The 23,241-nt window shown below is 46.5% G+C and carries 20 protein-coding genes and 2 tRNA genes; 11 read left to right on the top strand and 11 right to left on the bottom strand.

All coding sequences use genetic code 11. The features are described from left to right. Window positions 1-167: 167 nt before the first annotated feature. From B5F77_RS04995 to galE, 9 genes are all read left to right on the top strand, one after another. Window positions 168-1,682 carry a DUF3078 domain-containing protein gene (locus B5F77_RS04995; RefSeq protein WP_087328581.1) on the top strand — a complete coding sequence of 505 codons (1,515 nt, stop codon included), beginning with the start codon at window positions 168-170 and terminating at the stop codon, window positions 1,680-1,682. 82 nt (window positions 1,683-1,764) lie between these two features. Then, window positions 1,765-2,187, top strand: a complete 423-nt coding sequence (locus tag B5F77_RS05000; RefSeq protein WP_087328582.1) for a SoxR reducing system RseC family protein — start codon at window positions 1,765-1,767, stop codon at window positions 2,185-2,187. A gap of 1 nt (window position 2,188) precedes the next feature. Beyond that, window positions 2,189-3,139: a Fe-S cluster domain-containing protein gene (locus B5F77_RS05005; protein ID WP_087328584.1), complete on the top strand. Its 951-nt coding sequence runs from the start codon at window positions 2,189-2,191 to the stop codon at window positions 3,137-3,139. Between the two features lie 12 nt (window positions 3,140-3,151). Continuing rightward, window positions 3,152-4,486 (top strand): electron transport complex subunit RsxC, encoded by a 1,335-nt coding sequence (gene rsxC / locus B5F77_RS05010; protein WP_087328586.1) that lies wholly within the window; start codon window positions 3,152-3,154, stop codon window positions 4,484-4,486. Window positions 4,487-4,496: 10 nt separating this feature from the next. After that, the gene (locus B5F77_RS05015) at window positions 4,497-5,465 is read left to right on the top strand and encodes an RnfABCDGE type electron transport complex subunit D (RefSeq protein WP_087328729.1); all 969 of its coding nucleotides are present in this window, start codon (window positions 4,497-4,499) and stop codon (window positions 5,463-5,465) included. A 2-nt stretch (window positions 5,466-5,467) separates the two neighbouring features. Continuing rightward, on the top strand, window positions 5,468-6,100 hold the full coding sequence (locus tag B5F77_RS05020; protein ID WP_087328588.1) for an RnfABCDGE type electron transport complex subunit G: 633 nt from the start codon (window positions 5,468-5,470) through the stop codon (window positions 6,098-6,100). Beyond that, window positions 6,093-6,677 (top strand): electron transport complex subunit E, encoded by a 585-nt coding sequence (locus B5F77_RS05025; RefSeq protein WP_087328590.1) that lies wholly within the window; start codon window positions 6,093-6,095, stop codon window positions 6,675-6,677. Before B5F77_RS05020 ends, B5F77_RS05025 begins: the two co-directional genes overlap by 8 nt. Before the next feature lie 12 nt (window positions 6,678-6,689). Further along, complete coding sequence (rsxA, locus tag B5F77_RS05030) at window positions 6,690-7,265, top strand: electron transport complex subunit RsxA (RefSeq protein ID WP_087328592.1); 576 nt, start codon at window positions 6,690-6,692, stop codon at window positions 7,263-7,265. Window positions 7,266-7,283: 18 nt separating this feature from the next. Then, window positions 7,284-8,324: a UDP-glucose 4-epimerase GalE gene (gene galE / locus B5F77_RS05035; RefSeq protein ID WP_087328594.1), complete on the top strand. Its 1,041-nt coding sequence runs from the start codon at window positions 7,284-7,286 to the stop codon at window positions 8,322-8,324. A 919-nt stretch (window positions 8,325-9,243) separates the two neighbouring features. Here galE and yidC read toward each other — a convergent pair. From yidC to B5F77_RS05085, 10 genes are all read right to left on the bottom strand, one after another. After that, the gene (yidC, locus tag B5F77_RS05040) at window positions 9,244-11,187 is read right to left on the bottom strand and encodes a membrane protein insertase YidC (protein WP_087328596.1); all 1,944 of its coding nucleotides are present in this window, start codon (window positions 11,185-11,187) and stop codon (window positions 9,244-9,246) included. A gap of 7 nt (window positions 11,188-11,194) precedes the next feature. Beyond that, on the bottom strand, window positions 11,195-12,805 hold the full coding sequence (locus B5F77_RS05045; protein ID WP_087328732.1) for a CTP synthase: 1,611 nt from the start codon (window positions 12,803-12,805) through the stop codon (window positions 11,195-11,197). Window positions 12,806-13,126: 321 nt separating this feature from the next. After that, window positions 13,127-13,202: transfer RNA gene (locus B5F77_RS05050), tRNA-Lys, on the bottom strand. 23 nt (window positions 13,203-13,225) lie between these two features. Further along, window positions 13,226-13,301, bottom strand: a tRNA-Lys gene (locus B5F77_RS05055). 88 nt (window positions 13,302-13,389) lie between these two features. Further along, the gene (locus tag B5F77_RS05060) at window positions 13,390-14,196 is read right to left on the bottom strand and encodes an MBL fold metallo-hydrolase (RefSeq protein ID WP_087328598.1); all 807 of its coding nucleotides are present in this window, start codon (window positions 14,194-14,196) and stop codon (window positions 13,390-13,392) included. Between the two features lie 23 nt (window positions 14,197-14,219). Then, the gene (locus B5F77_RS05065; protein WP_087328601.1) at window positions 14,220-15,281 is read right to left on the bottom strand and encodes an asparaginase; all 1,062 of its coding nucleotides are present in this window, start codon (window positions 15,279-15,281) and stop codon (window positions 14,220-14,222) included. Between the two features lie 573 nt (window positions 15,282-15,854). Next, entirely contained in the window at window positions 15,855-16,457 is a 603-nt protein-coding gene (locus tag B5F77_RS05070) for a cyclic nucleotide-binding domain-containing protein (protein WP_087328603.1), read from the bottom strand. Between the two features lie 13 nt (window positions 16,458-16,470). After that, a complete protein-coding gene (locus B5F77_RS05075; RefSeq protein ID WP_087328606.1) occupies window positions 16,471-17,376 on the bottom strand; it encodes a hypothetical protein in 906 nt (301 codons plus the stop codon). Window positions 17,377-17,548: 172 nt separating this feature from the next. Beyond that, window positions 17,549-18,364, bottom strand: a complete 816-nt coding sequence (locus B5F77_RS05080) for a TlpA disulfide reductase family protein (RefSeq protein ID WP_087328608.1) — start codon at window positions 18,362-18,364, stop codon at window positions 17,549-17,551. A 439-nt stretch (window positions 18,365-18,803) separates the two neighbouring features. Then, complete coding sequence (locus B5F77_RS05085; protein ID WP_087328609.1) at window positions 18,804-19,577, bottom strand: DNA-binding domain-containing protein; 774 nt, start codon at window positions 19,575-19,577, stop codon at window positions 18,804-18,806. Between the two features lie 105 nt (window positions 19,578-19,682). Between B5F77_RS05085 and B5F77_RS05090 the strand changes: the two genes are divergently transcribed. After that, the gene (locus tag B5F77_RS05090; protein ID WP_087328611.1) at window positions 19,683-19,862 is read left to right on the top strand and encodes a hypothetical protein; all 180 of its coding nucleotides are present in this window, start codon (window positions 19,683-19,685) and stop codon (window positions 19,860-19,862) included. Then, complete coding sequence (locus tag B5F77_RS05095) at window positions 19,856-20,359, top strand: DUF6169 family protein (protein ID WP_239445734.1); 504 nt, start codon at window positions 19,856-19,858, stop codon at window positions 20,357-20,359. Before B5F77_RS05090 ends, B5F77_RS05095 begins: the two co-directional genes overlap by 7 nt. Window positions 20,360-20,424: 65 nt before the next feature. On the opposite strand, the gene B5F77_RS05100 is transcribed toward B5F77_RS05095, so the two are convergent. Then, on the bottom strand, window positions 20,425-23,223 hold the full coding sequence (locus tag B5F77_RS05100; protein WP_087328613.1) for a glycoside hydrolase family 2 TIM barrel-domain containing protein: 2,799 nt from the start codon (window positions 23,221-23,223) through the stop codon (window positions 20,425-20,427). Window positions 23,224-23,241: the final 18 nt, after the last annotated feature.

Genomic DNA, 23,241 nt, shown 5'->3' on the forward strand with positions numbered 1-23,241 from the left:
TGGGAGGGAAGATTTCGAGGGGTCGAGGAATCTCAAGAATGGGCAAGGGATATCCGTATGCTCTCTTTTTTGCTCGTTCGGTTCGAATTGGCCACGAACATGTAAGGGGCAATTCATATTTTCTGTAACTTTGCAACCGGACAGACTTAATAGGAAAAACAAAAGCGATGAGAAATTTTTTGTGTATTTTAGGGTTAATGGGGTATCTGAGCCTTGCCCAAGCGCAAGATTCGGTTTCGGTGTTGAACCCCATCATGGTACAGCAGGTGACGACGGAGGAGGTCGAGGATACGTTGGTGTCGGTTCGCGCCGATGAATTGCCCGATTTGCGTCTTCGTTTGCAGGAATTACGCCGTGAATATACCGTCCCTCGCCCGTTGAACAAACGGTTGCTGAAATGGATGATGCGCGACGAACTGCAAATGGCACCCGAAGCATTGACCTTGATCCAACAATTCCGTCAGCCGGCCAGACCGTTTGGCGACGACGTGACGTTTCGCGATACCATTATTGTGAACCGGCTTTTCATGCCCGCCCTTTTCACGGGAGAATACCTGCCCGATGACCTGACGTTTTACGACCCGCACCCCGAACGGCCCGCCTATACGCCGGCCCCGCTCTATAAACCCGATTCGATATTTACCGATTATGTGCGCGAAAAACGGATAACCGAGGGCGCTTACCGCTATATAGAACGCAATCACCCGTCCTATTTCCGTTATTCGACCCGGGATTTCCCCAAAAATGCCTTCGAGCAGACGACCGTCCATAAGGCTATTACGGAAGATTTCCCGCTTATCGTCACGCGAGACGTCAACTTCAAAGATGTGGAAGCCCCCAAGAAGTTCATTCCCGAACGGCGTTACTGGACCTCCAGCTTCGAAAGTTCCATCCAATTCGCCCAGAATTATATCTCGCCCAACTGGCACAGCGGCGGAACCAGTTCGCTGAACCTGAACAACCGCGAGTATGTGGTCTACAATTATCAGAAAGACCGGGTAAAGATAACCAACGAATTGGAAATAAAGAACAACGTCTATACGGCGCCCAACGACACATTGCGCAATTATAAAGTGAGCGACGACGTCTTCCGCCTGCATAGCAACTTCGGTTACGAAGCCTTCTCGAAATGGTACTATACGTTCGACTTTGAATTCAAAACGCAGCTCTTGAGCAGTTTCGAAGAAAATTCGGACGTCAAGCAGTCCGGTTTCCTTTCGCCTTACAGCCTCACGATGGGTTTGGGTATGAAATACGACCTGAACAAGACGTTCGCAAACAAGAAGCATAAGTCGGTTACGTTTAATGTGAACATTGCCCCCTTCTCTTATACGTTCCGCCAGACGATGGACAAGGATATCAAGCTCGATAAGCATTTCCAAGCCAAGGAAGATGGCACGTACCCGACGAAAGAAAACTTGCTCGGTTCGACCGTCAACGCGACGTTGAACTTCCAATTCAACCGGAACGTGAGCTGGTATTCGCGTTTTTATTACAACACGAGCTACCACCGTATCGTAGGCGAATGGGAAAACCGTTTCACCTTTACATGGAGCCGCTTCTTCTCGACCAATATCACGCTCAACGTACGGTACGACGACGGTGTGGCGAAAAACGAAGACTTCGACAGTTATTTCCAAATAAACGAGCTGTTGAGTTTCGGCTTTAATTATAAATGGTAAAAAAAGGCAATTTAAATACTTTGTTCGTTCGCAAATAATATATACATTTGCCCTCGAATTTTGCAAAGTCGAGTTTACAAATATGAGCGAAAGTATCGAACATCCGGGAATAGTCGAGCAAGTCGATGGAAACAAGGTCCGCGTGCGTATCACACAATACTCAGCCTGTGCAGGTTGCCATGCCAAATCGGCTTGTACCATATCCGACCGAAAGGATAAATGGATAGACGTGGAAGACACAACGGGCGATTACCAGGCAGGGGAGGCCGTAGTCATCGTAGGAGAGCATTCATTAGGTCGGGAAGCTGTCTTGTTGGCGTTCGTCTTGCCGGTAGTGATGGTGCTGGGAGCTATCATAGGAGGTTCGGCAGCAGGATGGGCAGAAACGGCGAGCGGAGCGTTTGGCTTACTCGTGTTGGTGCCTTATTACATTATACTATATGTGTTGCGAGACAAGCTCAAGAAGCACTTTGTGTTTAAATTGAAGAAACTAAAAGACCAATAAAATGATTTTAATTGCCGTTATTTCATTAGGGGCGATCGGTATCGTCGGCGCCCTTTTGTTGTATGTGGCTTCCAAAAAGTTTGAGGTGCATGAAGACCCGCGTATCGGGCAAGTGCAGGCCGCTTTGCCGGGAGCCAATTGTGGTGGCTGCGGATATGCCGGATGTGCTGGTTTTGCCGGAGCCTGTGTGAAAGCTGAGTCGCTGGATGGGATGCTTTGTCCGGTAGGTGGAGCGCCGGTTATGGCAAAGATTGCTTCTATCTTGGGAAAAGAAGCTACCGCCGCGGAACCGAAAGTGGCCGTCGTACGTTGTAATGGGACCTGCCAAGCCCGTCCGCGTACGAATATGTATGATGGAGTAAAGAGTTGTACGATCGCTTCTTCGCTTTATGGTGGGGAGACAGGTTGTACGTTCGGATGCCTGGGGTATGGAGATTGTGTGAAGGCTTGTAATTTCGATGCCATCCACATCAATCCGGAGACGGGCATTGCCGAGGTGGACGAAGAGAAATGTACCGCCTGTGGCGCGTGCGTGAAGGCTTGTCCGAAAGGTATCATCGAACTCCGCAAGAAAGGACCTAAATCACGCCGGATCTATGTATGTTGCGTGAACAAAGATAAAGGGGCGGTAGCCCGCAAGGCTTGCTCGAATGCCTGCATCGGATGCGGCAAGTGCGCCAAAGAATGTCCGTTTGGAGCTATTACCGTGGAAAACAACGTGGCTTATATCGACTACACGAAATGCCGCATGTGCCGTAAGTGCGTAGCCGTTTGTCCGACCGGAGCTATCCACGAATTGAACTTCCCGCCTCGGAAAGAGCAACCCGCCGAAAGCAAGGCACCTTTGGCGGAAAGCAAGGCACAAACGGAAACAAAGCTGCCTACCCATCAACCGGAAGCTGCCCAGGAAACAACTTCCTCCATTGAAGTAAAAGAAGAAATTAAAAAATAAAAATCTAATCGTATGCTAAGGACATTTCGAATCGGAGGCATTCACCCACCTGAGAATAAATTGTCTGCCGGTAAAAAAATTACCGCGATAGCTGCACCCAAACAGGTCATTATCCCTTTGAGCCAGCATATCGGTGCGCCGGCACAAGCGTTGGTCAAGAAGGGTGATGTAGTGAAAGTTGGTACGTTATTGGCAAAAGCCGGCGGATTTGTTTCGGCAAATATCCATTCGTCCGTTTCGGGCAAAGTAAATAAGATAGACAATGCGCTTGATACAAGCGGTTATCGTCGTCCGGCCATCTATATTGACGTAGAGGGCGATGAATGGGAAGAGGGTATCGACCGTTCAGAAACGTTGGTAAAAGAATGCAATCTCTCTGCAAAGGAGATTATCGACAAAATAGCTGAAGCAGGCATTGTAGGTATGGGCGGTGCTACATTCCCCACCCATGTAAAGCTGATGCCTCCTCCAGGAAACAAAGCTGAAATAGTAATTGTTAACGCTGTAGAATGTGAACCCTATCTGACTGCTGACCATGAGTTGATGTTGGAGAAGGGAGAACAAATCCTTGTAGGCGTTACGTTGTTGATGAAAGCCGCTAACGTAAATAAAGCAGTTATTGGTATTGAGAACAACAAGCCCGATGCCATTGCGCATATGACGAAATTAGCAGCTGCTTATCAAGGCATCGAAGTAATGCCATTAAAGGTTAAATATCCGCAAGGAGGTGAAAAACAATTGATAGATGCCGTAACGGCTCGCCAGGTCAAAAGCGGCGCATTGCCTATTTCGGTAGGTGCCATTGTGCAAAATGTGGGAACTGTATATGCTGTATATGAAGCTGTACAGAAGAACAAACCGCTATTTGAACGTGTGGTAACTGTAACGGGTAAAGCCGTAAAAGCACCTTCCAATTTCTTGGTTCGCATCGGAACGCCTATCAGTACTTTAATTGAAGCAGCAGGAGGCATACCGGAGAATACGGGCAAGATTATCGGTGGTGGACCGATGATGGGTAAAGCATTAATAAGCGCAGAAGTTCCTGTTGGAAAAGGAAGTTCGGGCGTATTGTTGATGACGAAAGAAGAATCCGTACGCAAACCTATGCATGATTGCATTCGTTGTGCGAAGTGCGTGAGTGTATGTCCGATGGGGTTGAACCCGGCTTTTTTGATGCGTTCAACTGTTTATCAGAATTGGGAAATGGCCGAGGCAGATCATATCCAGGATTGCATTGAGTGCGGTTCTTGTAGTTTCACTTGTCCGGCTAACCGTCCGTTGTTGGATCAAATCCGCGTAGGAAAGGCAAAAGTAATGGGAATAATCCGATCAAGAAAGTCTAAATAATAGAGCCATGATGGAAAATAGTTTATATGTATCGCCTTCTCCCCACATACATGGAGGAGATAGCATCAGCAAAAATATGTATGGAGTACTGATTGCCCTCATTCCGGCTTTCTTGGTATCTCTTTATTACTTCGGATTAGGTGCATTGATAGTCACATTGGTATCCGTTGTATCGTGTGTCTTGTTTGAATACTTAATTCAAAAGTTCATTATGAAGAAAGAGCCGACCATTACAGACGGATCAGCCATGTTGACCGGCGTATTGTTGGCTTTCAATTTACCATCCAACTTACCTGTTTGGATTATTATTTTGGGTGCTTTGTTTGCTATTGGTGTAGCAAAGATGTCGTTTGGCGGATTAGGTAACAACATTGTGAATCCAGCTTTGGCGGGACGTGTCTTTTTGTTGATTTCTTTTCCTGCACAAATGACGACATGGCCTTTGGTTGACGCTACGGCTGCTTTCCCGCTTACCTATACAGATGCTGAAACAGGAGCTACAGTACTTTCTCTTTTAAATGAAGGGGTGAAGGAGCTTCCTTCCTATACCAGCCTGTTAATTGGTTGTCACGGAGGTAGTTTGGGCGAAGTAAGTGCTGTTGCGTTACTGCTGGGTTTTGCGTATATGTTGTGGAAGAAAATCATCACATGGCATATTCCGGTAACGATGATTGTGACGGTGTTTGTATTCACGGGAATCATGCACTTGGTAAATCCGGAAGTGTATGCCAGCCCATTCTTGCACATTCTTTCAGGAGGTCTGATGTTAGGAGCTATCTTTATGGCGACAGACTATGTGACTTCGCCTATGACCAAGAAGGGAATGGTGATTTACGCTATTGGTATCGGGTTGCTGACTTCTATCATTCGTCTGTTCGGTTCGTATCCGGAAGGTGTTTCGTTCGCTATCTTGATTATGAACTTGCTGACTCCGCTTATTAATATGTATGTTAAACCTAAACATTTTGGGGAGAAGTAAAGATGGAAAAATTGAAATCAACATTGCCTAACATGCTCCTTTCTTTGACTATCACATGCGTGGTTGCAGGAGCAATCTTGGCAAGTGTCAATGATATGACAGCAGGAGCAATAGCCGCATCCAAGGCTGCCGCTTTGGAAACAGCTATTAAAGAAGTGGTTCCGGAATTCAATAATAAACCTGTGGAAGAGGCCTACATGTCGGCTGCCAGCACAGGTGATTCGTTGCGTATTTATCCGGCTAAGATGGACGGGGAGCTGGTGGGAGCTGCCGTAGAAAGTTTCTCAAACAGTGGCTTCAGCGGAGAAATTCGTGTTATTGTCGGCTTCAATACAGAGGGGAAAATTACAAATTACTCAGTCTTGCAACATTCCGAGACTCCAGGATTGGGTTCCAAGATGCAAGAATGGTTTAGAACAGATAGAAATAAACAAAGTATTATCGGACGTAGCGTAGGTGATGGTTTGAAGGTTTCGAAGGATGGTGGAGATGTGGATGCTATTACAGCTGCCACAATTTCCAGCCGTGCTTTCCTGGATGCCGTCAATCGTGCGTATAGCGCTTTTGCCCAAGTAGACGCAGCAGGTGGCGCTACATCGTCTCATCAAACAGAAGGAGGAAATAGCGATGAGTAATTGGAAAGTTCTTTTGAATGGCATCATTACCGAAAACCCAACGTTCGTGTTGTTGTTGGGTATGTGTCCTACCTTGGGTACGACCTCTTCCGCACTGAACGGTATGAGTATGGGATTGGCTACCATGTTTGTGTTGATTTGCTCGAACATGGCGATTTCGGCTGTCAAGAAATTAGTGCCTGATTTGGTACGTATCCCGGCGTATATTGTCATTATCGCTACGTTCGTGACGGTAGTCCAGTTCTGTATGGAAGCCTACACGCCGGCTTTGTATGCCAGCTTGGGATTATATATACCATTGATTGTGGTGAACTGCATCGTCTTAGGACGCGCAGAATCGTTTGCGGCTAAAAACGGTGTCGTGGCTTCCGGATTCGACGGGTTGGGCATCGGATTGGGTTTTACGTTAGCCTTAACCCTTTTAGGGGCTTGTCGCGAATTGTTGGGTACAGGTAAACTCTTCGGTCTGACATTAGCACCCGAGGAATATGGTTCGCTAATTTTCATCCTTGCGCCAGGCGGATTTTTGGTGTTAGGATATTTGATTGCAATTGTAAACAAACTGCGTAAAGCATAAGGAGATTCGTATATGGAATATATCATGATATTTATTGTTGCCGTATTCGTCAACAATGTCGTATTATCTCAGTTTTTGGGAATTTGCCCTTTTTTAGGCGTTTCTAAGAAAGTAGAAACATCCATCGGCATGGGAGCTGCGGTGACCTTTGTTTTGGCACTTTCAACGATTGTCACCTTCCTTATCCAAAAATATGTGCTCGATCCGTTTGGCTTGGGTTATATGCAGACCATTAGCTTCATCCTGGTAATTGCTGCGTTGGTACAGATGGTTGAAATTATTCTCAAGAAAGTATCGCCGGCTTTATATCAAGCGTTGGGTATTTTCCTTCCTTTGATTACCACGAACTGTTGCGTATTGGGTGTGGCAATCTTGGTAATTCAAAAAGATTATAATTTGTTAGAATCCGTCGTGTATGCTATTTCGACTGCACTTGGGTTTGCGTTAGCATTGGTTATTTTTGCGGGTATTCGCGAGCAATTGGCCATGACAAACGTTCCTAAAGGTTTGCAGGGCACGCCGATTGCATTGATAACGGCTGGTCTTTTGGCGATGGCATTTATGGGATTCTCTGGTATAGGTTCCTAATCTTAAAGATTAAATAGTATGAAGAAAAAGATTTTGGTAGCTGGGGGAACGGGCTATATAGGTTCCCACACAACAGTAGAGTTGCAACAAGCAGGATATGATGTATTAATCATCGACGACCTGTCTAATTCCAATATCGAAGTATTGGATGGTATTGAACGTATCACGGGTATCCGTCCAGAGTTCGTCCAACTGGACTTGAAGGATAAAGAGGGTACACGTAAAGCGTTGCAAGAGCATCCGGGTGTAGAAGGTGTCATCCTTTTTGCCGCCAGCAAGGCTGTGGGCGAATCAGTTCAACAGCCGTTGAAGTATTATCGCAATAATATCACTACGTTGCTTAATATTCTCGAACTCATGCCGGAATTCAACATGAAGGGTATCGTGTTCTCTTCTTCTTGTACCGTGTATGGACAGCCAGATCCGGAGAATCTGCCGGTTACGGAGAACGCACCTATCAAACCGGCTACTTCGCCTTATGGCAATACGAAGCAAATCAATGAGGAAATCATTCGCGATACGATTCATGCCGGTGCACCTTTCAAGAGCATCATCCTACGTTATTTCAACCCGATTGGCGCGCATCCGTCGGCTGAAATCGGCGAATTGCCTAACGGCGTTCCCCAAAATTTGATTCCTTATTTGGTGCAGACGGCTATCGGTATCCGCAAGGAGTTGAGCGTCTTTGGTGATGATTATAATACGCCTGACGGCTCTTGTATCCGTGATTACATCAATGTGGTTGATTTGGCCAAGGCGCACGTTGTAGCCATGCACCGCATGTTGGAAAACAAATCGGACGATAAGATGGAAATCTTCAATTTGGGTACGGGCCGAGGTGTTTCGGTTCTCGAACTGATTCATACGTTTGAGCAGGCGACAGGCGTCAAGGTGCCGCACAAGATTGTAGGCCGTCGTGAGGGCGATATTGAGCAGGTATGGGCAAATCCGGAAAAGGCCAACAATGTCTTGGGTTGGAAGGCAGAAGAATCACTGGAAGACACGCTTCGTTCTGCTTGGAACTGGCAATTGAAGTTGCGCGAACGAGGGATTCAATAATAACTAAAAAGTGAAGCTTAAGGGGAGGCTGTGTCTATTTGGACATAGCCTTTCTTGTATTATCTTTTCGACTCTGTTGCTCAAGAGAAAAGTCTCTATATACTCATCCCTCCTCTTTCCAATCCGCGGGAAATTCCATAGCTGGAAAATAAATCACCCTCTACCTCAAGTAGGGTTCTGCTATCTGCTCAAGATATCCTCTCCTATCTCGGGCAGACCACCTTTGCTATCTCGAGCAGATAACAAACCTTATCTCGAGCAGATTACCTTAGACATTTCGGACAGATAGGAGCACTCTCCTCCCTTGAGCCCTTTTCCGCCCTCCTGAAGGCAGGAACGAGGGTGTACCGAAAATGAATAAAGAGGACATAAAAAGGCCATTTAAACACTTTTGCAGTCTTACTACTGCCTATCTAAAATTGGGGGAAAAATAATCAGAAAAGTCTTCAAGATATTGTGGCATGAAAAGTTAACAGTTCTTGGATAGTTGATAAAGACAGAGGGTGAATCGTGTATTACGACACACCCTCTTTCTTTTTCAGCAAAGCTTTTTCGCATCCCAAGTGCGGAACTCCGGACTGGCAGGCTGGACGAACGGGCACGCTCAGACCTCAAGTTTTGACACCGTTCTGTCGTGGCGTATCAATCATGACCTCCGAGCCGTAAAAACGTTCCGGTTTTGAATCCGAAATAAGTATTTTGAGGTTCAGCTGTCATCCGCCGTGGGCACATCGGTCGAAAAGACCCTTCACCAAGACGGGCTTGGTATAGCCCAGGTTTCTGAATGATTTTGGTTAAACATTTTAGTTTCAATCCTGTGTTATAAGGTTTAAGCCCGCTGAAAAATATTTCTTTATACCTAATGGCTTGTGCCGCTTTCCCCCAGAGAGGAGGAAGCGGCATAAGCCCTGCGTCTACGTCAAGACGACTGTTGTTTTTTGCGTTGTTCGCGTTTGGCCAGCTGTTGCATCTGCTGTGTCCGGCGTTGTTCTTGTTGCCGTTTGAGCTGTTCTTCCTGCATGCGCTGCGCCTCTTCCAAACGTTTCATGAATCCAGATTTCTTCAACGGCTTGCGTTTGTTTGCTTCTAGCTTAGCCAACAGTTTTTCTTCGTTGATGGTAAAGCGGAAAACGAGAGTCTGCGCGATGGTAATCAACGTTGAGATGAAGTAATAGTAGGTCAAACCGGAAGCATAGCTGTTGAATATGAAGAGGAACATGAGAGGCATGAGGTACATCATCATCTTCATGCCCGGCATTTGTTGCTGGCCGGTGTTCGTCATTTCCATATTATATTTGGTATAGACGATATTCGTGATGGTCATTAACAAGCAGAACAAACTGATATGGTTACCAAAATAGGTAGAGATGAGCGGAATCTGCACATCCCACGAGATGATGGCGTCATACGTAGACAAGTCCTGCGCCCAAAGGAAGCTCTCATGTCGCAATTCGATTGCTGATGGGAAGAACATGAAGAGGGCAATCAAGATAGGCATCTGCAGCAGCAGCGGAATGCATCCGCTCATCGGGCTGGCTCCGGCGCGGCTATATAGTTCCATGATTTGCCTTTGCCGTTCCATTGCCTGTTCTTTTTCAGGATATTTAGCATTGATTTCCTCAACCTGCGGACGCAATACGCGCATTTTGGCCGACGAGAGATATGATTTGTACGTGAGCGGATAAAGTATCAACTTCACGATTACCGTCAATAGGAAAATCAGCCATCCGTAATTGTTGATGTATTTCCCCAAGAAGTCGAACAATGGGATGACGAAGAATTGGTTCACCCAACGGAAGATGCCCCATCCTAGCGGGACGAGCTTCTCCAAATGCAATTTATCATCGCCTGAAAGATTATCGTTGTAATCGCTCAACAATGCAAACTTATTTGGAATGAAATAGAATTGTAAATCCGTCGGTTGAGTACCTAAAAGATCGAAAGACACATCGGCTGTTGCGTGGAAGGTCTTCAGGTATTGTCCGTCGGCGTGAGGGCGGGAATCCAATTTCGCATTTTGGAATCCGTTTTTAGCCACAAGCACCGTCGAGAAATACATATCCTTGAAACCAATCCAGTGTAAATTCTCTTTTAACGTCTTATTGGCATGTCCGCTGGCACTCAGGTAATCCACGTCGTCGCCCATGACTTTGTAGTGCAACTCAACGTAACGGTCTTCGAATTTACGTCCTTTTTCTTGCTGGCGGATATCTTGCGTCCAATTTAAATGAAGTGTTTGAGTATTGGGTGAAAGGATACCGTTCATACCTGTTCCTTGGATAGAAAAATCCATTTTATAGTCATCAGGAGCCAACGTATAGGAGAAATCGATAAAACTGTTCTCGTTCAGGGCTAAACGCATGACAAGAGCATTCGGGTCGTTCCCTTTTACGGGCGTGAAATATAAATCCCGTGTATTGACTACTTGATTAGCGGCCGTCACGAACGTTAAGTCGAACACGGACTCTTTATCTTCGAACAAAACCAATGGTTTGCCTTCGTAATTGTCATACTCTTTCAATGTAGCCGAAACGGCACGTCCTCCTTTGGTGCTCAAAACTACGGCTACTTTCTCGTTCTCCAATGTTACGAATTCTTCCGTGCCGTTCATGTGGGGTGCGAACGAACCGAAGTTGGTTTGCAAACGAGCCATACGTACCGAATCGGGTAATCCCGCCAATGCCTCCATCGGATCGGCATTTTGTTGGGCCAATTCGTTTTGTTTGATTTGTTCGATGCGCGCAATCGAATCCTGATAACGCCGTTGGGCTTCTATCTGCTCCGGCGTAGGGCGGTTCAACCAACTAAAGCCGAACAGCACCAAGCCGATAAGCACGAAGCCGATAATAGTGTTTTTGTCCATTTATCGATTATTTTTTCTTATTATCAATAGCTGCTTTTACAAAGCTCAAGAACAGAGGATTCGGGTTTACTACCGTACTGTTATATTCAGGATGGTATTGTACGCCAATAAACCATTTTAAGGTAGGGATTTCCACTACTTCCACCAAGTTGGTGTCTGGGTTTTCGCCCGTACACATCATGCCGGCAGCTTCGAATTGCTCTTTATATTCATTGTTGAATTCAAAACGGTGGCGGTGGCGTTCTTGGATGTGTTCTTTCCCATAGGCCTCATATATTTTAGAACCTTCTTTCAGCGTGCAGTCGTATGCGCCCAGACGCATCGAGCCGCCCATATTAGTCACGTTCTTTTGGTCTTCCATCAGGTCGATGACTTTATGTGTTGTATGGGGTTCCATTTCGGTCGAGTTGGCATCTTTATAGCCTAATACATCGCGTGCAAACTCGATAACCATGCATTGCATTCCCAAACAGATACCTAAGCAGGGAACATTATGTTCACGCGCATATTTGATAGCAGCAAATTTCCCCTCTATGCCTCGTTGGCCGAAGCCTGGAGCAATCAAGATACCATCCATGTCTTTCAGTTGTTCTGCTGCATTTTCGTCGTTCAATTTCTCCGAATGGAACAGATGGAGATTTAATTTGTGATGATTGTAAATGGCAGCCTGTAGTAAGGATTCGTCAATGGATTTATAGGCATCTTGTAATTCCACGTATTTACCTACCAAACCAATATTCACCTCTTCGGTAGCCGAGGCTTTCATTGCCAGGAACGCGCGCCATGGCTTTAATTCTGGTGTAGGACCTACCTCTAATCCTACTTTGCGGAGTACGATTTCATCCATCTTCTGGCGTTGCAAAACGAGTGGAACTTCGTAGATGGTGGGTACGTCGATGGATTGGATAACGGCCTCTTCCGTTACGTTACAGAACAACGCTACCTTGCGCAGAAGAGTACTTGTCAACTCATGTTCCGTGCGCAATACGAGAATATCCGGTTGGATACCGAGCGATTGCAATTCTTTTACGGAGTGTTGTGTTGGCTTCGTTTTGTATTCTTTGGCTGCTGCAATGTATGGAACGTAAGTCAGATGTACACAGAGGCAATTTCGTCCTAATTCCCACTTCAGTTGGCGCATGCTTTCGATGAACGGGAGCGATTCGATATCACCCACCGTACCGCCAATCTCTGTAATTACAAAATCAAATTTGTATTTATTACCTAAGAGTTTTACATTTCGTTTGATTTCATCCGTAATATGAGGTACTACCTGTACGGTACGTCCCAAATAATCGCCCCGGCGCTCTTTATTGATGACACTTTGATAAATGCGTCCGGTCGTCACGTTGTTGGCACGTGTTGTCGGGATGTTCAAGAAACGTTCGTAATGCCCTAAATCCAAATCCGCTTCATGCCCATCTACCGTTACATAGCATTCGCCATGTTCGTAGGGGTTTAACGTCCCCGGATCGATATTAATATAGGGGTCAAACTTTTGAATTGTTACTTTATACCCTCTTGCTTGAAGCAATTTACCTAACGAGGCGGAGATAATGCCTTTTCCCAATGAAGAAACCACACCTCCTGTCACAAAAATGTACTTTGTATCTGCCACGGTTGTAATATTTTTAATTTCTTTTTTATAGTAATCTTGTTTTGAAAATGCAAAGGTAGCCATTTTCTTCTAAGTAGCGCATCATCTGTCTGAAAAATCTGAAATCATAGGCTTAGTTTTGGATGTTGCATGGTACTATTGTTGTCGAAACAACTTGTGTACGTGGAGACGAAAGCTATCTTTACCCGTCGAGAACCCCGAATTTTATAAGAATAAATCTACTGAGCCATAAATACATTTGAAGTACTTTTAGGTAGGGGAATAAAAAAGCCTTTTATGGGAAAATTCCCTCAAAGGCTACTAACTAAACAGCTTGTTTCTTGGTGACCTCGGAGGGGCTCGAACCCTCGACCCAATGATTAAGAGTCATTTGCTCTACCAACTGAGCTACGAAGTCAAATTGCTTACTCTTTTATTATGTGGTGACCTCGGAGGGGCTCGAACCCTCGACCCAATGATTAAGAGTCATTTGCTCTACCAACTGAGCTACGAAGTCATTTTTGCAACCCCTATTTCCTGATTGCGGGTGCAAAGATAGGTACTTTTTCTGTAAATGCAAATTTTTTTGTCCTCAATTTGCCAATTTATTCGTCAAATTCGTAAATATCAGATGGTGTAGTTCGTTTCAATGCCACCAGCGATACATCTTTTCCTACGCGAATTCCTTCGTTAAACAATCGAATATCAACGGTTTTATAAGCTAGTTCCGGATGGTTGTTGTCTTTACTGAGGTGGCACAGCCAAATATTTTTCAATTCGGGCGTATAATGTGTGGCCAAGAATTCGGCGGCTTCGTGATTGCTCAAGTGTCCTTTCGGACCTGCCACACGTTCTTTCAGAAATTGTGGATAACTACCGAATTGAAGCATCTCTTCGTCGTAGTTTGCTTCCAGCACGAGGTGGTTGGCTTTGCAAATATATTCGCCTACTTTGTCTGTGATATGGCCTACGTCGGTCGCTATCGTGAAGTGGTGGCGGCCATATACAATATAATATCCTACGCTATCGGTACTATCGTGTGGAACTTCAAAAGCCGTGATTTCAAAGTCTCGGATGCGAAACGGCACCTCTTTCTCGATGGTGTGTTTCGAATGAATAAGTACCTCTTCTACATAACGGCTTTTGGCTATGCCTTGATGCACGCCTGCGGTCGTATAGATGGGAATATGCATCATCTCGCCCAGATAACCTACCGTTTTGATATGGTCGGCATGGTCGTGTGTGACGAGTACTGCGATGATTTGCGATAGGTCGACGCCCCGCTCTTTTAATACTTTCCGAATGGTGCGAATGCCGATACCTGCATCAATCAAGATTCCATATTCCGGCGTACCGAGGTAATAGCAATTTCCGCTACTCCCGCTTGCCAAACTAAAAAATGTCAGTTTCATATCTATTCCTTTCTTTTTCAGTTTTAAGGACGGACGAACGCATCCGGGATGGTGATTTCTCCGATAAGTGAACAATTCATGTGTTCTTTTACCTCCTCGGGAGTTAATCCATGGCCGAACAGGAACATGAGTTTCGTTACGGCACTCTCCGTCGTGCTGTCGTATCCGCTCACGACACCCATATCCAGCAGCTTCTGTCCTGTCTCATAACGGTGCATTTCGACGCTCCCTGCGCGGCATTGCGTCACATTCACGATGACGATACCCTGCTTTACGGCTTTTTGGATGTTTTCGAGGAACCAATCATCCAACGGCGCATTGCCACTTCCGAACGTTTCCATTACAACACCTTTCAGCCCGGGTATGTTTAAAATACTTTCAACTACTTGAGGCGAAATGCCAGGGAAGAGTTTCAAAATAGCGATATTCCGGTCCAAGAGGTAATGTGGTTTCAACGGGCGGCGCGATACGGGATAATAAATTTGCGCTACGTCATATTTGATATGAATGCCTGCATGGGCGAGCGAAGGATAATTGTATGAACGGAATGCATTGAAATTGTCGGCGTTCGCCTTACAGGTGCGATTTCCACGCATCAATTCGTTCTCAAAGAAGATACACACCTCAGGTACAATCGGGAAACCGTTTTCGCGGGCGGCAGCTATCTCGATGGCTGTAATCAAGTTCTCTTTTCCATCGGTGCGAAGCATGCCAATAGGAAGTTGCGAACCGGTAAGGATGACTGGTTTGCTCAGGTTCTCGAGCATGAAACTCAATGCCGAAGCGGTGTATGACATCGTGTCCGTCCCGTGTAATACCACAAATCCATCGTATTTGGAGTAATTATCGGCAATGATTCTTACGATTTTCATCCACGAATCCGGTCCCATGGCCGATGAATCGAGAGGTGGATCGAACTGGTATGTGTCCACTTTGTGTCCTAATTTTTTCAATTCCGGGACGTTTTCCGCCAGATGTTGGAAATTGAACGCTTCCAAGACACCTGTCTCTGCGTTTTCAATCATACCGATGGTTCCACCTGTGTAAATCAATAAGATAGAAGCCTGCTCTTTATTTGTCGTCATAATCCTCCGTTTTTGAAGACACAAAGATACAATTTTCGGCTTGAATAGAAAATAGGGATACCTGCCTTTCTGGAAAAAGATACTTATGAATGGTTCTTCTTCGTTCTTTTTGCTTGATCAAAAAGAACCAAAAAATCAAGGCTTACACTCCAGCGGCTACAAATGGAGGCGTTTCGCTGAAATCTCGGAAAACTCGCGCTTTGCGCTCAAACACCGAGATTTCTTTACGCTCCACGCCCCCATTTGCTTTACGCCGCTTCCGTTAGGCCAATCCAATTAATAATTGACAATGGATAATGGACAATTGACAATTGTCCATTGAGGTTTTGATACACAAAAGGCGAACAAAGGTCAGCCATAAGGCGTTATGAATTGTCCATTGTCCATTGTCAATTAAACCGGCCTCTGTCTGGTGAGCGTAAAGCGAACGAGCGGAACGAAGCGGCCGAGAGCGTTGCTGTTTGAGCGAAGCGAGTTGGCAACGCGAACAGCGGAGTGCAGGGAGAGAGTAGCGAAGCAGACGCAGCCTTGAACTTTTGGTTCTTTTCTTTCAAGAGAAAAGAACAGATGATATCAGGTATGATTCCGGATGATTTTGCGCTTGAGTTTACAATACCATGAGGTGCTGATACCCATATAAAGGGCAATGTATTTATCGGGTACGCGCTGGATAATCCATTTGTAGTGCGCATATAGGAATTTAATGAACTCCTCGGCGGTATAGGATTGAAGGTAAGCGAACATCATATACAACTTGGCGATGATGACGAGCATGGCTTGCTGGTAGTAGGAGGCAAAGAGCGGATAACGTGCCGAGAGGCTTTCGATATGCACGCGGGAGATACAAAGCAGTTCGCCATCCTCGATGGCTTTTATCTCGAAGTTGGAGGGCGTACCGGTGAAATAGCTGATTTCGGAAAGGAAGGGGTATTGGGAGTCGGAGGCAAAGCCGGTTACGCATTCTTTCCCTTGCTCGGTCGTGAAGATATTGATAAATAATCCTTTGTTGATAAAATAGGCGTTCTGGCAAAGTTCGCCGGGACGTAGGAGCAGTTCCCCTTTCTTCACACTCACGGGGTAGGCGTACGTCTTGAGTTCGCGGACGAACGCTTCGTCTGCTGCCAAGGTACGCGGCATGTCGTTCAATAGCTGGTCGAAAGGGGAATGTATTTCCATAAAGCGTGGCGTATCAGTCTTTCAGTGTAAAAGATTGTTTGCCAATTAAGTTGCCGTCAGCAAAGATGTCCACGCGATAGGTGCCTGGCGAGAGGTATTCTTCGATATCCCAATACATCGTCACGGGTACCTCTTCGCCCTCGTATTCAATCATTTTTTTCATCGAATAGTTGATTTCTTTCCCTTCGAAAGTGAACAAGTCGGCGCGGCTCTTTACCAAGATGTCGTCGTCTGGCTTCATGATGCGTACATAGATAACCTTTTCGCCCACAGGAGCCGTCACGTTTTTGGCAATGCGGAAACTCACCACGAATTGTTCCATCCGCTTGATGCGCTTCGCCAATTTACCGCGTGAATTGACGGGCGTGATGGTAATGCCCGTGGCATCCAGCTTGCTGGCCAACGTCACGCGTTCGGTCAGTTTCTCTTTCTCTTTCTTGAGGGAGGCGGCTGTGGTCGAAGCTTGCTGGTATTTCTTTACGGCTTCGTTTTTCTCGACCTTGAGTTGCTCGTTGGCGCGGTTGAGGGAGTCGATTTGCACCACATAGTTGCGCATGATTTTGCGTAGGGTAGCGATTTCCTTCTTCAGGCGGGAAATCTCTTTCGCGTTGGTCGACTTCACCGTGCGAAGTTCTTCCATGAGGCGTTGTACCTTTGCCTGTTCGGTCGTGAGCAGGGCGGCCAGCGAGTCGCTGCTCACATTGAACTTATAACCTTCATACTGAAGGGAAATCTCGTTCAAATCATCCTCCATCATCTCCTTTTCCAAATCGAACGATTGCGTCATCTCGTCGATTTGCTTCCGTTGATGCAAGATGTAATACACGCTTCCGCCGACAATCAACGCCAGCACCACCACCACTACCACCAGCAGCGATAGTTTGTTTATCTCTTTGTTCTCTTTCTTTTCTGTATCCATATTCAATAGATGTACCTGAAAAATATCTCGCGCAAAAGTACTACTAAATTGGTTAGGAACGAAAACAGCGTGGCTATTTATATATTTTTAAGGGTTAGGGAAAGACGGTGAATAGGGGAGTATTTGAAGTCCCCAACCGTTTGCCGATGCGGGGTATTGTGCGTAGGATACTTCAATATGTAGCCAATTTCTTTTTTGCTCGTTCCAAACTTCCTTTAAATATGACTTCTTTATTTTCATCCAAAATAATTACTGTAGGAAAACCTTGAATATTCAAATACTTCAGAATCGAATCGTTCCCAGACACAGATACCATTGGAAAAGTACAGTTATAATCCGCTAATATTTTCTGCCCGTCTGCGAATTGCTCATCTCCGTATTTTACAAAAACGGATGTGAGAAATACCTCATTCTTTTCTTTTTGTATTTGTTCATGCAGATCTTGTACTAAAGGAAATTCTCGCCTACAAATTCCACATGATGAAGACCAAAAATCCAATACTACATATTTTTTGTTTATTGATGCCATTTTCAATGAATCATTTTCTGTTTCTACTTTAAAGGGAGAAACATTCAGTCCTTCAGGTAAACTATCATAAGTCACATAATCTCTCCATTGTGGCTCCAATACGAACGAAAAAACAAGTACAACAATCGCTGAAACAGCCAAAGTAATCCACTTTTTCACTTTGAAATAGATAAATCCCAATAATGTTCCCAATGAACTTCCAATCGGAACCATTAGAGATATCCGTGTGCTATTGAAATCGGTAAGGAGGACAGGCAAATCTAAAACATACCGTCCTATTATAATGCCTAATAAACATAATCCGATGTGCTGCGTGTTTTTCTTTAATAAGAAAAAGGTGAGCAGGAAATAGACGATGATTTCTGTAAGCGTTGCATAATGGAAGCTCCATCCGCGCAAAGGCGTGCAGATTAGCATAAGAGCTAATGATATAAGAAATGAAAGGCCAAATGTTTTCATATAATTGGAATTTTATAGATGAAAAATAATGCTGCAAAAGTAGTATATGTTTCTTGCTTAAGGTATGAGAAGGTGTTAATGTTTTTCAATAAATATTTTAATAATCAGCTGCTTATATAATAAATATCGAAATCGAAAATGGATTTTCTGCTGATATAGATGGACTATCTTTTGTTTATGGCGGATGAAGAGCTGTTTGCAAATGGGTTCACTATTCTTGTAAATATTCTATAGGGGGCATTATCTTTGCGTCTGTCACGAGGGCTATTTCCCTTTCCCTATTTGCTTTACGCTATTTTATCCGCACGAATTACGTTAAGATTACCCTACCACGGAAGGGTGCACATACCCTACCGTAATAGGGTGCTGGCACCCTACCGTATTAGGGTGTATATACCCTTCCACGGTAGGGTAATCTTAACGTAATACGAATCCCTTTTTAGAAAATGGTAAAGCGGAGCGTACCCTTTCGGGGTTCTTTGTATGGTTGATAATTGCGGGAGTATTGCGTCGAGATGGTCAGCTCCCATTCCCCCCGTTCGATGGGCTCGCGGAGGATGACGACGAGGCGGGTAGGGTGGTTGATGTAGAGCATGAAGTGGCTGGCGGGCAGGAGGCTATCGTCGTCCAGGCGGCGGAGCGTGAGGCCCGTGTCGGGGTGGTCTCCCATGACCTTGAGCTGCGTGCCTTCGACCTCGAACGAGGGGCATCCGTAGGGAATGGCTTTGCCCAGCTTCTTGTCTACAGGCCATTGCTCGGGGATGGCGGGATGGATGCTGGTAGGCCGAGGGGCGCGTTGCGGGCCGTTGTAGTTGTCGCCCTTCAGGTGCTCGGCAATTTGCATCAGGCGGGGCGAGGGGCGGAGGTGGAAGGCGAAGGTATGGCGGTCGGGGTCGAAGTCGTCGCCCGTATTCACGAAGGTACCGTTCACGCTGAGGTCCGTCCGCCCCAGCCCGAAGTCGACGTTGAAGCCCTCCTCGAGCGCACTGTAGATTTCGTCGCATACCATCTGGTAGGCGTTCAACAAAGTGCTGGCACGCAGTTCGGTGCGTTTTGCGACGATGCGGTTGATAATCTTTTTGATATCGATTGTATCGCGGTAGCGCACAGTCGCCTTATAATACGTTTCGCCTGCAGGTGATTGCTGCTGGCTGATGTGGAGAGGGACAGGCGCGAGTCCCTCCAGAAGTTTATCCGCTATTTTCTTATCCATACGGGTCGTTTGTTTAATATCCGGTTACAAAGTTAGAAGAAATTATTTGTTCCTAAATAATAAAAACAGTACCTTTGCCTCCATAAAACATAAAAACAACAGACTATGAAACAGACAACCGACGAACAGGCGCACGCCGCCCCCTTGACGCGGGAAGAATTCATGCAAAGATGGAAGGCTTATAAGCAGAAGAAGCAAGCCTACATTGAATCACTGAAAGAGTATGTGAGAAATGAATACAAAGAACGCACGGGGCGCGAGCCGGAATCCATTGAAGTATGGTGACGATAGATTTAGAACGCGTGAATGTGGTAGCACCTTACCACTTCACGCCTACGTCGTATTCAGTATTAACATTTTCTGTTTTAACAGATTATGGTGTGAAATATACGATGTCGTTTTATGAGAATGATTTATTACCGGGTATTCATGCCTACGAATTTGTTATTTCAAATGTAAACCAACGCAAATCACCTCGTGATATTAAGCTGCGTCAATCCATCATCGCTTTAATCCAAGAGTTTTTCCGCCAACGGGAGGCGGTGTTGATTTATCTTTGTGAGACAGGCGACAACCGGCAGCGTCAGCGTTTCCGTTTGTTCGAATCCTGGTTTCGTATATCGGGTAAAGGCAATTTTGTCTCTTTATCGATGGATTTGGTGGACCTGGAAGGTGTTCCGAATTATGCCGCCATTATTACCCGCATGGATAACCCGAATCTCTCGTTTATTACTAAGCAATTCACAGAAACAGTAGAGTTGTTGCGGGAGAAACCGGAATAAAATAAATGGTCACGGACAGGAAAGATCGCCGTGACCATTTACTTTATTATGTTATTATTATGTATTTAATCCTCCATCGCCCAGCGGACAGTCCCCTGTATCCGGTCGCCCCGGCGCAGCGGACGATAATCGAGCGCGGCATGCGGTTCGATGTAAGCGCCTTTCCCGGCATTGCTGTAATCGGCTACGAGGAGGCGGAACGCGTCTCCCTCTTTCCAGCAACGGACATGCTGCTGGCCATCGGACGTGACGGTGAAGGCTTTACCCGTGGCGGGAGATGCAAGCCGTGCCGTGTAGATGTTCGCCTTGGTCGAGCGGAAGTTGTTCGAGCCGGATGCGGTTTGGTCTTGACTCCAATCGACGGTCGGTGGCTGTTCCGGTCCTGCCAATCCGCAGACAGGAAGGGCGGGGTTCATGAAGTCGGCTGTGCCTTCCAACGCGGCGATACTATGGGACGGATAGACGCTCCAATAACCTTTGCGCTTCCACGAGAGGCGGGTGAAGTCGGCAGGTAGCGTAAACGCCAACCCGACTTGACGGGGCGAAACAGCCTCTTTCAGGATGAAGTCGTAGTCCACTTCTGTTTCGCCTGTGTTTCGGAAACGATACGTAAGCGTCCCTTCCGCTTCTTTGTAAGTGCCTTTGACCGAGACCTCAATGCGGTCGGCGTATTGTTTTGTCGTAATCGAATGGGCAATCCAGTTGGTGCAGACCGGTGTATAGGGGTCGAAGTTCTGTCCGCCGCCCAACATTTGGATGCCGCGCCCTTCGCTGTTCAGCGGAAGGACAACCAAGGTAGGATTCAACCCTTCCAACAGGCCGGTACACTTATCGACGGCATATTCACCCGACAGAGAGCGGACGTGGATAGCTGCATCTGATTCATCAAACGACAAATCGCCCTGAATCCGCTCTGCCTTCAGTCCGACGTGTGGCAAAAGTTGGAAGAAATAGGTATCTATCAAATAGCCTTGCGGGCTGTATACATCGATATGCAGGGTATCTGCCTGGCGAAGGTGGGTGGGCAAGGAGAAAGCCAGGACGCTATCTTGACGAGCCGCCAAATCCCAATTTATCTTGCCTGATTTTCCTTCGGTACTCCACGTGATGCGGCAGTCGGTAAGGTTCAGGAAGTCGTGCCGGTTCTCTACGTCGAACAGCATTTGTCCTTCCTTATCTATGTTTCCTTTCAGCGCAAGGCGCACCGGGCTATAAGCCTTCTTCATGCCCCAGTATTCCGGTTTTTCGCGACGCCAGCCATCGATGACGCCCCACGTCCCATAACCTACGGCCCGTCCGCCAGGGAGGAAGAAGGTATCGTCGATGCCCACCCAAATGGCGCCACCCAAGACGCCTTGGCTGTGATACATGTCGCTCCACATCCGGTCGAGGAGTTCGCCCCAACGGTCGCGGATGCCCGGGTCGGCCGAAAGCTCCAAGCGGTTGTAGGCGTTCAGGTGACAATACTCGTCGAACACAATCGGGCGGCGAGCGTTGCGATACATTTCCGGACCTTCCGGACCCGGATAGTGGTGGTTACCGATTTCAAGTTCGTTCCCGTCTGCGTCGGGGCTCCACTGGCTGAAGTTGCGCGGGCGGGTCGGGTCCATCTCCTTGACGATTTCTGCCGCACGGGCAAAGCATTCCTCATACTTGAGTGATTCATTGCCGATAGACCAAATCAAGACGGAAGGATGAGAGCGGTTGAGGTTCACCATTTCCATGTGTTGGTTCACAAAAATAGCAGAATCGGTAGGAGAGACGTTCGCCTGGTGCGCCCAGCAGAACGGAGCTTCCAACTCGACATACATGCCCAGTTCGTCGCACGCTTCGAGGAGTGCTTCATCGGGTGGATAATGCGAAGTACGAATATAGTTCACATTTCCCCGGCGAAAGATTTCCACATCTTCCCGCCAGACGTCGCCCGTCAGCGAACGCCCCCGCAACGGCATCACTTCATGCCGGCATACACCGCGTAACTTAACGGGGTGATTATTGACAAACAACTGGTTTCCACGTATCTCTATTTGACGGAAACCGACGCGGCGTTCAGTCGTATAGAGTTTCTTCCCGTCCTTTTCCAAGGTACAAGTCAGCGTATAAAGAGTCGGCGTTTCGGCCGTCCATTTCGCCGGGTTTTTTACCTTGAATTCAAAATGGTGCTTCCCTGCTTTTACCGTTTTGTTTTCGGAAAAGACAGTTGTCCCTTTCGGGTCTTTCAATACAAAACGGACGGAAAGAGCTTTCTCCTTTTTCGTGGCAGATTCGTCGGCGATTTCCATCTCGGTTCGCAAGGTGGCATCCGTATAGAGCGAATCTAAAAGCGTTTGCACGTGGAAAGAAGAGAGGTTCACTTCCGGAAGGGCGAAAAGGTAAATATCGCGTGTGATACCTCCCAGGGGATGGACCGCGTAAAAGGAGCCATTCGAAGTAGAATCAGCCACCGTCTCAGAGGTCACGCCGATGCGGATGCGGTTTTCTCCGGTTCGTACAGCGTCTGTCACATCCAGTTCAAAGGCTGTGAATCCACCTAAGTGCGAACCTACCTCTATTCCATTAACTTGAATACGAGCTTGGCTGTAAATCCCATTGCAACGGAGTTTTACCCGCTTGTCTTTCCAACGGCTGGGAACTTGAAACACACGTTCATAAATAGCTTCCTGGCCGGGTTCTATTTCAAAGCCTTGCATGACCCATTCGCCAGGGACTTCAATCTTGCTTTTTTCATTGAACGTCCACGTTCCCGCCAAGGGCACGCATTCTTCGGCTACCTTTTGCGGCAAAGGAGAAAGGCGGGGTACAATGACCTCCGCTTTCAGACACACCGTTAAGGTTGCCATCATACATATCCAGAAATGTTTCATTTTTTATTTGTTTTTATA

This window comes from Parabacteroides sp. An277 (assembly GCF_002159645.1).
GTDB lineage: Bacteria > Bacteroidota > Bacteroidia > Bacteroidales > Tannerellaceae > Parabacteroides.

Excerpts from the sequence above, each read along its gene's own strand:
- B5F77_RS04995 (WP_087328581.1), top strand. The coding sequence starts at position 168 with ATGAGAAATTTTTTGTGTATTTTAGGGTTAATGGGGTATCTGAGCCTT.
- B5F77_RS05000 (WP_087328582.1), top strand. The coding sequence starts at position 1,765 with ATGAGCGAAAGTATCGAACATCCGGGAATAGTCGAGCAAGTCGATGGA.
- B5F77_RS05005 (WP_087328584.1), top strand. The coding sequence starts at position 2,189 with ATGATTTTAATTGCCGTTATTTCATTAGGGGCGATCGGTATCGTCGGC.
- rsxC (WP_087328586.1), top strand. The coding sequence starts at position 3,152 with ATGCTAAGGACATTTCGAATCGGAGGCATTCACCCACCTGAGAATAAA.
- B5F77_RS05015 (WP_087328729.1), top strand. The coding sequence starts at position 4,497 with ATGGAAAATAGTTTATATGTATCGCCTTCTCCCCACATACATGGAGGA.
- B5F77_RS05020 (WP_087328588.1), top strand. The coding sequence starts at position 5,468 with ATGGAAAAATTGAAATCAACATTGCCTAACATGCTCCTTTCTTTGACT.
- B5F77_RS05025 (WP_087328590.1), top strand. The coding sequence starts at position 6,093 with ATGAGTAATTGGAAAGTTCTTTTGAATGGCATCATTACCGAAAACCCA.
- rsxA (WP_087328592.1), top strand. The coding sequence starts at position 6,690 with ATGGAATATATCATGATATTTATTGTTGCCGTATTCGTCAACAATGTC.
- galE (WP_087328594.1), top strand. The coding sequence starts at position 7,284 with ATGAAGAAAAAGATTTTGGTAGCTGGGGGAACGGGCTATATAGGTTCC.
- yidC (WP_087328596.1), bottom strand. The coding sequence starts at position 11,187 with ATGGACAAAAACACTATTATCGGCTTCGTGCTTATCGGCTTGGTGCTG.
- B5F77_RS05060 (WP_087328598.1), bottom strand. The coding sequence starts at position 14,196 with ATGAAACTGACATTTTTTAGTTTGGCAAGCGGGAGTAGCGGAAATTGC.
- B5F77_RS05065 (WP_087328601.1), bottom strand. The coding sequence starts at position 15,281 with ATGACGACAAATAAAGAGCAGGCTTCTATCTTATTGATTTACACAGGT.
- B5F77_RS05070 (WP_087328603.1), bottom strand. The coding sequence starts at position 16,457 with ATGGAAATACATTCCCCTTTCGACCAGCTATTGAACGACATGCCGCGT.
- B5F77_RS05075 (WP_087328606.1), bottom strand. The coding sequence starts at position 17,376 with ATGGATACAGAAAAGAAAGAGAACAAAGAGATAAACAAACTATCGCTG.
- B5F77_RS05080 (WP_087328608.1), bottom strand. The coding sequence starts at position 18,364 with ATGAAAACATTTGGCCTTTCATTTCTTATATCATTAGCTCTTATGCTA.
- B5F77_RS05085 (WP_087328609.1), bottom strand. The coding sequence starts at position 19,577 with ATGGATAAGAAAATAGCGGATAAACTTCTGGAGGGACTCGCGCCTGTC.
- B5F77_RS05090 (WP_087328611.1), top strand. The coding sequence starts at position 19,683 with ATGAAACAGACAACCGACGAACAGGCGCACGCCGCCCCCTTGACGCGG.
- B5F77_RS05095 (WP_239445734.1), top strand. The coding sequence starts at position 19,856 with ATGGTGACGATAGATTTAGAACGCGTGAATGTGGTAGCACCTTACCAC.
- B5F77_RS05100 (WP_087328613.1), bottom strand. The coding sequence starts at position 23,223 with ATGAAACATTTCTGGATATGTATGATGGCAACCTTAACGGTGTGTCTG.